At 51.1% G+C, this 14,972-nt stretch carries 11 protein-coding genes and 1 tRNA gene; 5 read left to right on the top strand and 7 right to left on the bottom strand.

The window, feature by feature from the left end:
- Window positions 1-92: 92 nt before the first annotated feature.
- Together BLV87_RS07370 and BLV87_RS07365 are read right to left on the bottom strand one after the other, a co-directional pair.
- Complete coding sequence (locus BLV87_RS07370; protein ID WP_093066964.1) at window positions 93-623, bottom strand: META domain-containing protein; 531 nt, start codon at window positions 621-623, stop codon at window positions 93-95.
- Between the two features lie 43 nt (window positions 624-666).
- The gene (locus tag BLV87_RS07365) at window positions 667-1,938 is read right to left on the bottom strand and encodes a hypothetical protein (protein WP_093066962.1); all 1,272 of its coding nucleotides are present in this window, start codon (window positions 1,936-1,938) and stop codon (window positions 667-669) included.
- A gap of 406 nt (window positions 1,939-2,344) precedes the next feature.
- Here BLV87_RS07365 and BLV87_RS07360 point away from each other — a divergent pair, with 406 nt between their 5' ends.
- On the top strand, window positions 2,345-3,928 hold the full coding sequence (locus BLV87_RS07360; protein WP_139282136.1) for a tetratricopeptide repeat protein: 1,584 nt from the start codon (window positions 2,345-2,347) through the stop codon (window positions 3,926-3,928).
- Window positions 3,929-4,007: 79 nt separating this feature from the next.
- A complete protein-coding gene (gene thiO, locus BLV87_RS07355; RefSeq protein ID WP_093066958.1) occupies window positions 4,008-5,120 on the top strand; it encodes a glycine oxidase ThiO in 1,113 nt (370 codons plus the stop codon).
- Between the two features lie 103 nt (window positions 5,121-5,223).
- Here thiO and glyS read toward each other — a convergent pair whose 3' ends face one another.
- Entirely contained in the window at window positions 5,224-7,284 is a 2,061-nt protein-coding gene (gene glyS / locus BLV87_RS07350) for a glycine--tRNA ligase subunit beta (protein WP_093066956.1), read from the bottom strand.
- Window positions 7,284-8,192, bottom strand: coding sequence for a glycine--tRNA ligase subunit alpha (gene glyQ / locus BLV87_RS07345; RefSeq protein ID WP_093066954.1), 909 nt, complete (start codon window positions 8,190-8,192; stop codon window positions 7,284-7,286). Before glyQ ends, glyS begins: the two co-directional genes overlap by 1 nt.
- A 141-nt stretch (window positions 8,193-8,333) precedes the next feature.
- Between glyQ and BLV87_RS07340 the strand changes: the two genes are divergently transcribed.
- The gene (locus BLV87_RS07340; protein ID WP_093066952.1) at window positions 8,334-9,377 is read left to right on the top strand and encodes a tRNA (5-methylaminomethyl-2-thiouridylate)-methyltransferase; all 1,044 of its coding nucleotides are present in this window, start codon (window positions 8,334-8,336) and stop codon (window positions 9,375-9,377) included.
- A gap of 20 nt (window positions 9,378-9,397) precedes the next feature.
- Here the strand turns inward: BLV87_RS07340 and BLV87_RS07335 are convergent, their stop codons facing one another.
- Both BLV87_RS07335 and BLV87_RS07330 read right to left on the bottom strand, forming a co-directional pair.
- On the bottom strand, window positions 9,398-11,182 hold the full coding sequence (locus BLV87_RS07335; RefSeq protein WP_093066950.1) for an ABC transporter ATP-binding protein: 1,785 nt from the start codon (window positions 11,180-11,182) through the stop codon (window positions 9,398-9,400).
- An 89-nt stretch (window positions 11,183-11,271) separates the two neighbouring features.
- Entirely contained in the window at window positions 11,272-12,228 is a 957-nt protein-coding gene (locus tag BLV87_RS07330) for a c-type cytochrome (RefSeq protein ID WP_245706946.1), read from the bottom strand.
- A gap of 217 nt (window positions 12,229-12,445) precedes the next feature.
- On the opposite strand from BLV87_RS07330, the gene BLV87_RS07325 reads away from it, so the two are divergent.
- Window positions 12,446-12,521 (top strand) — tRNA-Arg (locus BLV87_RS07325).
- Between the two features lie 87 nt (window positions 12,522-12,608).
- Here the strand turns inward: BLV87_RS07325 and BLV87_RS07320 are convergent.
- Window positions 12,609-12,989: a hypothetical protein gene (locus tag BLV87_RS07320; protein WP_093066946.1), complete on the bottom strand. Its 381-nt coding sequence runs from the start codon at window positions 12,987-12,989 to the stop codon at window positions 12,609-12,611.
- A gap of 241 nt (window positions 12,990-13,230) precedes the next feature.
- Here BLV87_RS07320 and BLV87_RS07315 point away from each other — a divergent pair, with 241 nt between their 5' ends.
- The gene (locus tag BLV87_RS07315; RefSeq protein WP_093066944.1) at window positions 13,231-14,739 is read left to right on the top strand and encodes a YifB family Mg chelatase-like AAA ATPase; all 1,509 of its coding nucleotides are present in this window, start codon (window positions 13,231-13,233) and stop codon (window positions 14,737-14,739) included.
- Window positions 14,740-14,972 lie beyond the last annotated feature (233 nt).

The raw sequence follows: 14,972 nt of genomic DNA, 5'->3' as shown, positions 1-14,972 counted from the left end.
CCCGATGTGTGGAGCCGTTATGAAGCCATTGGTCAGCAGGTCTTGCTGGGTATGGGAAGCTGAGCATGAGCGGTGTCCCACCGCGTTACCCTTTACAAACTGCCGTATTTCTTCACAAACACCACCGATGACTCACCGCTGCGGTTATAGAAATGCAGGGTGTTGCCTTCTTGCTGTACGCTGCCTGCCCGTTTTAGGATACGCAGGTAATTACCCTCCCAATCGCCCACGTTAATCGTTGGCCCCCCGGGAGTGGTAGGCAGTACACGGCAAACCTCGTTGCCTTTTTCAATGTCTGTCATCATAAAACCGCTGTGACCAACCCGCGCGAAGGTGGCACTGTATTGATTGCACCCTGAAAAGCCCGTTAAGGAATTTTCACCCACGGTTAAGTTGATTTCTAATCGCTCCGGCACGGACGTACCATACAGCGATGCTAAACGCCATTGCGTCCCCAATAAGGAAGAACCGCCGCTGTTCAGTGGGCAAGCATCTGCGGGTAAGGGCGGCGTTTCCGCAGCCGGTTCCGCTGCTAAGCTTACACCGACCAGTGATAAAGCGATAAACAGGAATACCTGTTTGGTGTAACGGTTAACATCAACAAGAGTATCAAAGTGTTTCATCGTGTTTGGTCTTTCCTAAAATCATCATGAATGGGGGCAGTGTTTACAAATGGGTACGCAACTCCAGTGTTTTGTCTTCCAATACCTGTTGCGCAGCCTGCAAATGGTTCAAATAAAACTCTCGGATCAATTGGCGACTTATGGGTAACAAACGCTCTGCTTGCTCAAGATTTTGAGTTTTTAACGCTACACGTACTTGGCGTAGGGTTGCTGCCGCCATTTCCTGTCCCAAACGCGCCACTTGGGGATGATTAGGGGATTGTTCCCGCAGTTTTCGGGTGAAATACAGCGCACTGTTACTACCACCGCCTAAGTTTCCGGCATTCATCGCGGCGTATGCCTGTTGGATCAGGCTATCAATACTGTCATCAGTTTGAAGCACACTATCTGTGCTTGGTGTCTGCTCAGTGGGCATAGCCTTCTTTTTTACCGGAACGGCGGTGGATGTCGGCGTTGAGGGTAATGAGTGGTGCTGTGCTACGGATTTAGTCGCCACTGACTGCTTAATTTTTGGCGCAGTTTTGTTAGCCGACGGTGGGATGATCGCCATAGAGGGAGTATCTTTATAGACCTTCTGCCCTTGGTTCATCGGCAGAACACTCACGACTTCCAACGGCGAAAGCGCCGCCAGTTGCAGCGACTCACTGGGTTCAGGCACAACTGCGACCGCAGGGGTGGGGGATACAACTGTTTCCAAGACGGCATTACCGGCTACTGCTGTAAAAATGGCAAATAAGGTGAGTAAGGAGCCTGTCATTAACGCATGACCGACATGTTTACGGGGCATTATGCGGTGCGAGCCACGTTTTTCCAAGCGTTGCACCATGGGTGATAAGGCGGTTGCCAACAAGTGCACCTCTTCACCAAACACACACAGCAATAAGGCTGGATCAATTTGTGCATCCAGATAACGCTCTTTTATCAATGGGTTGATCCGTTTGGCAGTGCTCCGCTGGCAAGACAGTTGCTGGTCTGTTTGATTCAGTAGGCTTTGCACCTCCCATGTATCGGGACTTTCCAACACGACATAAGCTTGCCCATTATCTTGGCCATAGGCTAATGGAGCGAGAATCCAAGACAAGGCAAGGCGTTGGCGGGTAGCAGTAATGTGTTGGAATAGCTCATCCAAAACCCAATGGGATGCATTGCCCGGTAACACATGGATCAAAATGCGTGATTCCAAGCCTTGGTGCTTGACTTGTTCTAAGTCACGTCCTCGGTAGATCTTACCAGCCCCTGATACGGCAATACACCCTAATAATGCATAGCGATTATTCAGGACAAGATGTTTGCCTGAACCACTTACAGCCCCCATACCGACACTCCATTTCTTCCATAAAACACTGAAAAATAGAAAACAAGCGAATAATGAAACAGTAACTATTGTATTACTTGCCCTGAAAAAATCGCCCATCAAACCCTATCTGTAGGGCGCATGTTAACGATAAATTCACAGAAACAAAGTAAAAACTTCATGTTACCCGTAACAGCAAGAGACTTTTCAAATGGCCATCTTATCATAAAAAAAATTAATTATTTTTCATAAGAAACAATAAGTTGCTTAAAAACAAGGAAAAAATCCTATTTTTTCTTGAAAATGGTCGGGTTTCATGATTAACAACTTGTTGGGGTATCACTTTCATGTAACCATTGCTAACTTATGGTTCAGTAATACAATCAACAAAATTGACTGGTTTTTTTATCAAGAAAAAAGAGATTTTATGGAGAGCAAAGAGTCGATTAAAAAGGAGCTTGGTCAAATATTAGCTAGCCGATTATTCGAGGGGAAAAAACAGGCCAGCAATTTTCTTGCTTATATTATTGAGGAAACCTTAATTGGACGCGGTGACAAAATAACGCAGTACGGCATCGCCATTGAAGCATTGGGTAAACCGGCAGAGTTTTGCCCCACCGAAAATCCTGCGGTGCGTGTAGAAGCCGGACGGGTACGCAAACTACTGGAAGAATATTATGCCAGTGAAGGTAGCAGTAGTAAGTTGAGGATCATTTTACCTAGCGGCAGCTACCAACCCGTTTTTGAAACATCCTCGTCTACAACGTCAGTACAGCATTTTTCACCTAAGAGTATCCAGTCATTAGGACCCAAAGTGCATATCAGTTACCCTGATACCGCACTGATTCGAGACGATGCGTTACGCAGCCTAATCTATAATATGCGTTCACTGTTACCCATGACCTTGGGCAATTTTCGTGAAGTCCGCATCGCGCTTGCGCGAGTCAGTCAACCCAAAGGTCATAAAGTGGATGAACTGGAAATCGCTTGGCGTCACCATCAAGCAGAATTTCTCTTACAATGTCATTCAGAAGCCGCAGATGCGGGATTTGCCATCAAATTTGTGTTGTTTCATACCCTGACCCGTGAGCAACTATGGTCGGATAGTGCTTGGGTGCCAATCCATTACACTCAAACAATCCTAGAAACGGTGTTTAGCCAGTTTATACTTGAAACATTCAGTTTGCATCGGGGTATCGCCATGGCTTATTGGAGCCGTTATTGGAAAATGCAACGTGATATTCCTTGCCATTATCGCGTGCTCGTCGAACATATCCATTTTCTTCAGGACAAAGCAGGAGATACGAATCTCCAAGCATTTTTAGATGCTTGCCAAGCACGAACTCAACGTTATCATGATGATGCCTTAGCACATTTGCACTATGCAGTAGGGTGTCTGTACGCCTACATGTTGCGTACTGAACCGACAGCGACACTAGAAATTCCTTGGAATCGTCTTGCACTTCGCGCTCTGGAACTCAATCCCGGCAATGCATTGGCACACAGCATTTTTGCACTGGAATGTTTTCATCGTGGCGATTATGAAATGGGCAAAGTAGAAATTGAAACTGCCCGCCAAGTGAATCCATTCGACCATACTGGTGGGCATTTGATGGCTGTAGGGCTATGCGCCCTACGACACTGGGAACTGGCATTCACGTTATTACGGGATGTGGCGGGGCTAGATTCACGTTACCCTGATCCGCTGCGAGTTGTGCCCTGCTTGTTCTATTTTCGGCAGGGCGAATTTGCTAAAGCGGCACGCTCCAGCACACAGTATGCAACCCTTGGAGGGTGGGAAACCTTCGGCACATTAGTCAACCATTGCCGGGCGGGTGATTGCAATGGCTGCATCCAAACCCTCAGTCGGGCAGTAGATATGTTGCCCCCAAACCCTAGCCATCACCGACTGCCAGCCAGTAATTTCTGGGAAAATATTCAGCAAAACTGGGCAGAACAGAGTACATCTAACCCGTTAATATTAACTAATACCCTGACTTCTTCGCAATGAATGGCTAAAGCGCATTCATCGCTAGATGACCGAGCTGCGTCTCCCGTATACTTTAAGCCCCCTGTTGTTGAGATGACGCATGAAAGACGCAATTATTGTCGGTGGTGGCATTTTAGGTATGTTAACAGCCCGTTCCCTACACGAAGCGGGCTTGAAAGTCATGATCATCGACCAAGGTGAGTTGGGCAAAGAATCGACATGGGCAGGTGGTGGTATACTCTCCCCCCTGTACCCTTGGCGTTACCCTGACCCGATTTCACACTTGGTGCAATATGGCCAACAACATTACCCAACACTCTGCGACACCTTGCGCGAAGAAACCGGCATTGACCCGCAATGGATACGCTCCGGTCTAGTGTTTATGGGCGATCAAGAATATGCTGAAGCACACGTATGGGCAAAGCAATGGGGCTATGCTTTACAACACCTTACCTCTGCTACTGCGCTGCACACTTGCGAATCACAATTGGCAGATACTTTTCAAACCGGCATGTTTATGCCAGCAATAGCACAAGTACGTAACCCGCGCATTGCTGATGCGCTACGCACCAGCTTACGCTTGCTTCCCATTGAAATTGCCGAACATTACCCCGTGTCAGGACTAGAAGTCACCAATGGGCGTGTCACTGGTGTATCAATGGGCAATGAAGTCTTCCATGCTAACAACGTTATCCTCACTGCCGGTGCATGGACGGGGTTATTCCCCGAAATGCAGGCGTTAAACGTGACTATCCGCCCGGTATTGGGGCAAATGATTTTATTCCGGGGCGCACGCGGTCTGCTGAATCGCATTGTACTGCATGAAGGTACTTACCTGATTCCGCGCCAAGATGGGCGGATTCTGTGCGGTTCAACCTTGGAAATGCGCGGCTTTGACAAACAGACCACCACCGAAGCGTATGAGGCATTGCGGGAAAAGGCATACCAAATCATGCCTACGTTACGTGACTTGCCGATCAATAACCATTGGGCGGGCTTGCGCCCCGGTTCGCCGGACGGTGTACCGTATATCGACGAACACCCTGAGATTGGTGGCTTGTACGTGAATGCAGGGCATTACCGCTACGGGGTCACAATGGGGCTGGCTTCGGTACACATGATGACGGATATGCTATTAGGCAATACTCCCCGTATTGATCCAACGCCCTACCGTTTGGATGCAGTGCGTGTGCCCACCGCAGAATTTAAATAGTCTGAACTGGGATTTCTAGGATTGAAGGATTAGCAGGATGAAGAGTTCTCCCTCTTACATCCTATTAATCTTTTAATCCTGAAAATCCCAGTTCAAGACGGAATTACAATACCGACAAATCAGCCACCCGCAGGAACAGCCCACGCAAGCGATTCAGCAAGGCTAAACGGTTGTTTTTCAAGTCCTCATCGTCCGCCATCACCATGACATCATCAAAGAACTTGTCCACTGGTTCACGCAACTCCGCCAATGATAGTAACGCCGCCTCGTATTGACCGGCTGCAAACAATGGCACGACCTTGTTTTCCTGATATTGTACCGCACTGGCTAAGGCTTGTTCTGCCTCAAGCTGCAATAACGCTGGATTGATGCTTTCCGGCAAACTGCCTTCGACCTTTTTCAAGATATTGCCAATGCGTTTATTGGCAGCAGCAAGGCTTCCAGAAGCCGTCAATTGGCGGAACGCGGCAACCGCCTTCACACGGCGGTCAAAATCCAACGGCTGGGTGGGCTTGAGAGAGGCAACCGCTTCCACCAATTCCGCACCAATGCCTTGCTCCTGATAGTAAGCACGCAAGCGTTCGAGGATGTAATCCAGTGCTTCCTGCGTATCCGGCTTGCTGCCCAGTTGCGGGGTTAAACCGTCAGCAGCTTTATCCAACAGCTCTGCCAAATCCAGCGGCAATTGCAGCTCGATCAGGATACGCAATACGCCCAAGGCGGCACGGCGCAATCCGAACGGGTCTTTTGCACCTGTCGGTTTTTGCCCGATACCGAAAATGCCGGTGAGGGTATCCAGGCGTTCTGCCAATGCCAGAATGCGTCCGGTAGCCGTGGAGGGCAGTTCATCACCCGCGAAGCGCGGCATGTATTGCTCTTCCATCGCGCTGGCAACTTCTGTCGCTTCACCGTCGTGGTTGGCGTAGTAGCGTCCCATCGTGCCTTGCAGTTCGGTGAATTCAAACACCATGCTGGTCACGAGGTCGCACTTGCCGAGTTGTGCCGCGCGGATGGCTAAGGCTTCATCGTTGCCCATGCCTTTAGCAATGTCTGCTGCCAGCAGTGCGACGCGCTCGGACTTTTCGTAGAGCGTGCCGAGTTTTTGCTGGAACACCATTTTCTTAAGCTGTTCGCGGCGACTTTCCAACGTTTGCTTTTTGTCTTGCGTCCAGAAGAATTCGGCATCGCTGAAACGTGGGCGGATTACGCGCTCGTTACCCGTCGAAATTTGCGTCACATCGCGGCTTTCGATATTGGCGACGGTGATGAAGTTCGGCATCAGTTTGCCCGCAGCATCCACCAGCGCGAAATATTTCTGGTTATCCTGCATGGTGGAAATCAGCGCTTCCTGCGGTACATCGAGGAAACGTTCCTCAAAACGCCCTGCCACGGGGACAGGCCATTCGACCAAGCCGGTGACTTCATCCAGCAATTCGTCGGGCATGATGGCTGTGCCGCCAAGTTCGGTAGCGAGGGCTTCGACTTTAGCCCTGATCATGTCACGACGTGCTTCAAACCGAGCGACTACATACGCATCACCCAATTGCACCGCGTAATCGGCAGGCGTGGTAATCGCCACCGCATCCGGTGCGTGGAAACGGTGTCCACGGGTTTCGCGCCCGGTTTTGATACTGAGAATTTCGGCATCAATCACCGCATCATCTGCCAGCATCACAATCCAATGGATGGGACGCACGAATTCTGCCGTGCCGCTACCCCAACGCATCCGCTTGGGGATAGGCAATGCCGCGAGGGACTTTTCGACAATCGCAGGGAACAGCGCAGTGGTTTGCTGCCCGACTTTCTGCTGGCGGAAAATCAGCCAGCCGCCTTTGTCAGTGTCAATCTGTTGCAAGTCCGCAAACGCCACGCCACAGGAGCGTGCGAAGCCTTCCGCCGCTTTGCTGGGGTTGCCTTCCTTGTCAAACGCTGCTGCCAATGCGGGGCCTTTGCGCTCAATGATTTGGTCAGCTTGCTGTACCGGTACGCTTTTCAACCATACCGCCAAACGGCGTGGTGCGGCGTAAGCATGTACTTCGGCAGCCGCTAAACCCGTTTCGGTAAGACCTGCCACGATACCCGCTGTAAAAGCGTCGGAGAGTTTTTTCAGGGCTTTGGGTGGCAACTCTTCCGTGCCAATTTCCACCAATAAATCGTGTAACATTATTTTTCTCCTGCGGACAGCATCGGGAAGCCCAAGGCTTCACGGACGTTGTAATAGGCTTCGGCAATCGCCCGCGATAAAGTACGCACCCGCAAAATAAAGCGCTGGCGTTCGGTCACGGAAATGGCTTTCCGCGCATCCAACAAGTTGAAAGTGTGCGAGGCTTTGAGCATTTGTTCGTAAGCAGGCAAGGGTAATCCGGCTTCGATCAGGCGTTGGCTTTCGCGTTCGCACACATCAAAGGTGTGGAACAGCTCTTCAACATTCGCGTGTTCAAAGTTGTAGGTGGATTGCTCAACTTCGTTTTGGTGGTAAACGTTGCCGTAGGTGACAACCCCTTGCGGGCCTTTTGTCCACACCAGATCGTAGACGCTTTGCACGTTTTGCATGTACATCGCGAGGCGTTCCAGACCGTAGGTGATTTCACCGCTGACGGGCTTGCAATCCAAGCCGCCGACTTGCTGGAAGTAGGTGAACTGGGTAACTTCCATGCCGTTCAACCATACTTCCCAACCCAAGCCCCATGCGCCCAGCGTTGGCGATTCCCAGTTGTCCTCGACGAAGCGGATGTCATGCACCAGCGGGTCGAAACCGAGCATTTGCAGCGAACCGAGGTAGAGTTCCTGAATATTATCCGGCGACGGCTTTAGCAAGACCTGAAACTGGTAATAGTGTTGCAGACGGTTAGGGTTTTCGCCGTAGCGCCCGTCTGTGGGGCGGCGTGACGGTTGCACGTATGCCGCACGCCAGGGTTCAGGGCCGATGGAACGCAGAAATGTTGCTGGGTGGAATGTTCCCGCGCCCATTTCCATGTCATACGGTTGCATAATGACGCAGCCCTGTTGCGCCCAGTAATCTTGCAGAGCCAGAATCAGCCCTTGAAAGGTGGAAAGGTCATAGTTAGCCATAACTTACTTGCTTTACGTTTATGCCTGAAAGGGGGCAAGTATACTGCAAGCTGCTGTTGCATTCAGCACCCCGACCGAATACACGGTATCAAAACGAGGTTTTCTGGCATAATAGCGCCATCCCATTGAGCAGTGACCACCATGACCCGACAATACCGCGCTGTTTCGCTGATTTCCGGCGGACTTGATTCGATGCTTGCCACCAAAGCGGTGCTGGAACAAGGCATCCACGTCGAAGGTATCAATTTTTACACCGGCTTTTGCGTGGAAGGCCATACCCACGCCATCCGCAAGCAGCACAGCGATAAGCCCAAGCGCAACAACTCGCTGTGGGTCGCCGAACAGCTCGGCATCAAGCTACACATTGTCGATATTGTTGAAGAATACAAAGATGTAGTCCTGAATCCCAAATACGGTTACGGCGCGAACATGAACCCCTGTCTCGACTGCAAGATTTTCATGGTCAAAAAAGCGCACGAATGGATTCAGCACAAAGGCTTCGACTTCATCATCACTGGCGAAGTCGTCGGGCAACGCCCGATGTCGCAACGTGCCAAAACCATGCCGATCATTGCCGCTGAATCGGGTGCAGATGAGTTGTTATTACGCCCACTTTCCGCCCGTAATCTACCCCCCAGCAAACCAGAACGCGAAGGTTGGATCGACCGTGAAAAGCTATTCGGTTTCAGCGGGCGCAGCCGCAAGCCACAAATGGCACTGGCGGCTCAATGGGGAATTGAGGAATACGCCCAACCTGCGGGTGGCTGTTGCTTCCTCACCGATGCGAATTACACGGACAAGCTTAAAGATTTATGGGCGCATCGCCCCTGCCGTGACTACGAACTCGACGATATTATGCTGCTAAAAATTGGGCGGCACGTGCGTCCACGCCCCCATTTCAAAATGATTATTTCCCGCGAAGAAGGTGAAACTAATTTTCTCGAAGGCTACAAAAACCAGTTTACCTGGATTAAAACCGCCAGCCATTCGGGGCCATTAACACTGCTGGACGGTGACAATATCACAGGCGAAGACTTGCTGCTTGCGGCACAAATTTCAGCACGTTACAGCCAGGGCAAGCACGCGCCTGAAGTGGTCTGCAAACTCGCCCGACCGGGGGAAACGCCCATTGAGCTGAGCGTTACGCCTTTTGCAGGCACTATTCCTGCTGAGTGGCTGTTGTAAGTATCTGCTGTTAGCGGTATTTATCCGTATAATTTGCGGTACAAACCGTCCTGTTCCAATAATTCCTGATGGCTGCCCTGTTCGCTGATACCGCCATCATCAAAGACGAAAATATGGTCAGCCTGACGGACTGCACTCAAGCGATGCGCCACAATCAGGGTAGTGCGCCCTTGCAGGAATTCACTCATCGCTGCGTGTAGCTTTTGCTCAGTCGCGGTATCCAGTGCCGAGGTTGCCTCATCCAAAATCACCACGCTGGGATTCGATAAAATCATGCGGGCAATCGCCAAACGCTGGCGCTGCCCCCCCGAAAGCCGCATTCCCTGCCGCCCCACCACCGTATCCAACCCTTGAGCTTGCTCACGAATCGTGTCATCCAGTTGGGCAATGCGTAAGGCTTCCCAGAGCTGCACATCCGCAATAGTGCGCCCTAACGTCAGATTGGCACGTACTGTGTCGTTGAACAATGCCGGTTGTTGTAAAACCGTGGCAACGTGTTCACGCACCACATCCAAACCGATTTCGGTGACAGGAATACCATCAAAATACAATTGCCCTTGCTGCGGCTGGTAAAGCCCTAACAGTACTTGCACAAAGGTGGATTTCCCGCCGCCGCTTGCCCCTACTAAGGCGATTTTCTGCCCTGCGTTGATAGTTAGATTCACATTGCACAATACCGGCGGCTTGTTTCCATAGGCAAAGGTAATATTGTCAGCCCGCACACTGACCGTGGTTTTGCCTGCGAACGGGTTGTGGATATGGGGATAACGGGGTTCAGGTTGCAGTGCCAGCAAGGTGTTAATGCGTTGTAAAGCGGCTTTCGCGCTGTACCAGCCGTATTGAATCGCCAGCACTTCTTGTACCGGCCCCATCATGAACCACAAATAGCTGAACACCGCAAACATTTCGCCAATACTGAGATCGGAAAACACTACCATTAACATGCTGACCGCACGGAATAGGTCAAATCCCGCGATGAATACCGTGAAGGATAAACGGCTGGCAGCATCGCTGCGCCAGGCAAATTGCCCTGCGTGTTGCTTCACCTGTTGCGCGTGTTCGGTCACGCGCCCGAAAAAACTACTGGCGCGGTTGCTGGCACGAATTTGCTGGATGGTATCGAGGGTTTCGGTCAAGGCTTGCTGGAATAACTCGAATGCACTGTTTTCCTGCTTTTTCAGCTCTTTGACGTAAGAACCCAGTTTGGTGGTCAGCAAAATTACCAGCGGATTCAGCAGCAAAATGAACAGCGCCAATTGCCAATGTAACCACAGCAACACCCCTGTTACCCCAATCAGGGTGAGAACCGCGACAATCGACTTGCTGATACTGATGCCGAGGAAATTGTCGATGGTTTCGACATCCACCACCAGCCGCGAACTGACCGTGCCACTGCCAAGGGTTTCGTATTCGGTCATGGCCACCGTTTCGATATGCCCCAACAAACGGCGACGGATGCTATAGGTGAGTTCCTTGCTAATCAGGGTAAATTCGCGGTTTTGCCAAACGCCTGCTGCTAGCCCAATAAGGCGCATGATGACGGTTAACACGCTGATGAAGGTGATGTATAGCACTGGCCCGTGCCAGGCGGTAGGGAATAAGCCACTCATCCATGCTACTAACCAACCGGGTTTATCGAGTAGCACTTCATCAACTAATAGCGGAATCAATAAAGGGATCGGCACACTAATGAGTACCGCGACAATGGCAATAAGGTTGGCAATGATTAATTCCTTACGATGCCGCAGCATCTGCTGGAACAATTCTCGCCATGTGTAAGTGTATTGAGTGCTAGGTGTTTTCATGCGGGCATACTACCCGCAATTGCCAGAGCTGCAAAAAAGAAAGGCGCTACACAGCGCCTTTCTTTTTTGCTTAGGGTATCAACAGCACATTATTTGGCGTGAGAAACCATGTAATCAACGGCAGCTTTGACTTCAGCATCAGATAAGGCTGGATTGCCACCTTTGGCTGGCATTGCACCTTTACCATTCAATGAGGAGCCATACAATGTTTCCATTCCTGTCGCAATACGTGGATCCCACGCTGCTTTATCGCCGAATTTAGGTGAACCCGCAACACCTACGTCGTGGCAAGAGAAACAGATACCTTTATAGATTTTTTCACCATCAATGGCCGCAGCTTGTGCAGCAGGGGCGGCTTCAGTGGCTGCCGGAGCAGCAGCTTGTGCTGCGGTAGGGGCTTGCTCAGTTGCAGGGACGACTTCAGGAGTCGGAGCAGCAGCTTGTGCAGCAGGGGCAGCGTCAGTGGTTGCTGGAGCAGCAGGGGCAGCGTCAGTGGTTGCTGGAGCAGCAGGGGCAGCGTCAGTGGTTGCTGGAGCAGCTTGTGCAGCAGCAGGGGCTTTCACCTGAGAAGAGAGGTCATGGCCTGCTTTACCCGTCATGTAAACAATGGCATTGCTCAGTTCTTCGTCAGTAATGCTCGGATCACCGCCGCGTGCTGGCATCGAGTTAAGGCCATTGATGGCGTTTTTCATCAAACCGTCTAAGCCATTCGCCACACGCGGAGCCCATGCCGCTTTGTCATCAAGTTTAGGAGCGCCCAGTACACCAGCCGCGTGACAGGAAGTACAAACGGCGGTGTAGACCGCTTCACCGGAACGCGCTTCCTTCACAATGGATTTATCCACTGCGTTAACCTTACCAATGGGAGCGAGATTGGCATCAGCCGCAGCGACTTGTGCTGTCGTGTCAATTTCGCCCTTAATGGAATTCTTTTCAATGGTACTGAATAAGTTGGAAACCAATACGGCGACTGTTGCGCCGATCAAAACGAGACCACCAATCAGCATTGGCTTAGCCATAGGGTCTTTAGGTGTATAATGAGCCACTTGTGTCCTCCTGTAGACTGGGCGCTATGCGCCAAACAATCTGTGAATTTTGAGCATCAGAAAATCATAAACCGACGGATTATATTCATATTCCCTAATATTCGCTATGTGTCGGCAACGAAAACTTGACCTGAATCATACTAAAAAATGCAATTTTCCGCATTAACGCCATGATAGACGTGGCGGCGTGCGTTGGGTATGATGCACTTTCTGCAAAGCACCCGTAGCTCAGGGGATAGAGTATCGGCCTCCGAAGCCGAGGGTCGCTGGTTCGATTCCAGCCGGGTGCGCCAATACGGGTGCGCCAATATTTTCAAAGATTTGTCGCAAAAAACAATGCTAAACACATTTCGAGTTAGCATTGAGTCACCACCAGCAAGTTACCCCGCTTGACTGCCAGAGGTCACCACACGGTAAGATTTGATCAAGGTTTGCCCCTGTTCTTGTGATTTAAGCTGATCCGATTGCGAAGGGGCTTCCACGGTTAATTCCACCAAAATATGTTGATTGCCATTTTGGGTTTCTTGCTGCCAGTAAACTGCGCCTGCTTGCTCACGGGGTTGCCCGAATTGTTCGCTGTAATATTGCAGCACTTTGTCGTGCGGGTCACGGGTGATAAAGGTATGGCGTGCATACACTTTGCGTTGCCCCTGTTCAGTGGTTGCCGTGCCGTGGCGCGTGCAAATGTGGCTGGCTTGCGGGTAAGGGGTAGTGCTAGAAATACTTTGAGGCTGCCCGGTAGTCTCGTTTGTGTTGCTCATGTTGTTATGCCTTGTGTCTTGTTAAAATGTTGCGGATTTACCACGTTATAAAACGTTTCGACTGCAAAAACCGTGATTGATTTCACAATCGTGCCGAAAAAAGCGATAGTCGTGTCCTGTCATGTTTAAGCAACTTGTGTGCCAGTTCCGCTATTCACCTTTTGTCGACTTTGTTTGAGCAAATCGCGTAAAAAACGCAGAATTAATGCCATTTCCGCACCAATAGTCAGCAATAATAATTATGAGCTTAGCCATCGTTTACAGCCGCACCAATAACGGGCTGGATGCCCCCTTAGTGAGCGTCGAAGTACACCTCGCCAATGGCCTGCCCGGTGTTTCCATCGTCGGCTTGCCCGAAACCGCCGTGAAAGAAAGCCGGGATCGCGTCAAAGCCGCCATGACCAACTCCGAATTCAACTTTCCGGTGCGGCGCGTCACCATTAATCTGGCACCGGCGGATATTCCTAAAGATGGCGGACGTTTCGATTTACCGATTGCGATTGGAATGTTGGCGGCGAGTGAGCAATTGCCCCACGAGGTATTGCAAGGTTACGAATTCATCGGCGAATTGTCCTTAGGCGGGCAATTGCGTCCGGTACGCGGGGTCTTGCCTACCGCGTTTGCCGCCTTGCAAGCCGGACGTGCGTTGATCGTACCGCAAGACAATGCTGCCGAAGCCAGCTTGATCAAAGGCTTGAAGGTTTTTGCTGCCAACACCCTCAGCGAAGTGGTGGAACACCTGCACGGTAGTGAGCCGTTGGTGCGTTGGGAACAACACATTGAAACCGCCGAGACCACTTACCCTTTCGATCTTAGCGATGTGAAAGGGCAATTCATGGCACGTCGGGCGTTGGAAATCGCCGCTGCGGGCGGTCACAACCTGCTAATGGTCGGGCCACCAGGAACCGGCAAAACCATGCTCGCCAACCGCCTTGCCACGATTTTGCCGCCACTCTCCGAAGACGAAGCACTGGAATCCGCCGCGATTGCCTCGATCAGCCATCACGGTTTTGAAGCCAGCCGCTGGGGGCAACGCCAAGTGCGCGAACCGCATCATACCTCCTCCGGTGTGGCTTTAGTGGGCGGTGGTTCGCAAGTCAAACCGGGGGAAATTTCCCTCGCGCATCACGGTATTTTGTTTCTCGACGAACTCACTGAATTCGACCGCACCGTACTCGACGTGCTGCGCGAACCGTTGGAAACCGGCAAGATCACGCTTTCCCGCGCCGCCCGCCAAGCCACTTACCCTGCCAAATTCCAGCTCGTCGCCGCCATGAATCCATGTCCGCAAGGGCGTGCTTGTGACTTGCGTGAAAACTGCGAATGCAGCCCGGAACGTCAACGCAAACACCGCAGCCGCATTTCTGCACCGTTTTTAGATCGCATCGACCTGCAAATCGAAGTGCCACGGGTGAAACAAGACGACCTGCAATCCTTAAAACAGGGCGAAACCAGCGCGATGGTGCGCCAACGGGTCGAAGCGGCACGTTCCCGCCAACACGCCCGCCAAGGCAAAATCAACAATGCCCTGAGTGGGCGCGATGTCGATCAGCATTGCGTCTTGAGTGATAAAGACCAAAAATTGCTGAATGCCGCGATGGAACGTTTCAAGCTGTCCGCACGGGCGTATCACCGCATCCTCAAAGTGGCGCGTACCATTGCCGATCTTGCCGACAGTGCCGAGATTCGCACCGCGCATTTGACCGAAGCCCTCAGTTATCGGGCGTTGGATCGCCTCGCTGCGCTGTAAAAACAGCAAGCCATTTATCTGATGCTGGTTGATAGAGTCAACAGTAAAAACTAAACTACAACCTACTTAATAACATAATCATAATGAGGCTTAAAATGGACGAAAATAATCAAAATATTGACTTTAATGAATTCAATATCGACAGCTATCTCCATGAAGTAATGGAAAATAATCAATCTGCATTGGATGATAGTCCAGTCCAGTCCAGTCCAGTCCAGTCCAGTCCAGTCCAG

It is taken from the genome of Thiothrix caldifontis, from assembly GCF_900107695.1.
GTDB lineage: Bacteria > Pseudomonadota > Gammaproteobacteria > Thiotrichales > Thiotrichaceae > Thiothrix > Thiothrix caldifontis.
This window is presented reverse-complemented; position numbering and strand designations above follow the sequence as displayed.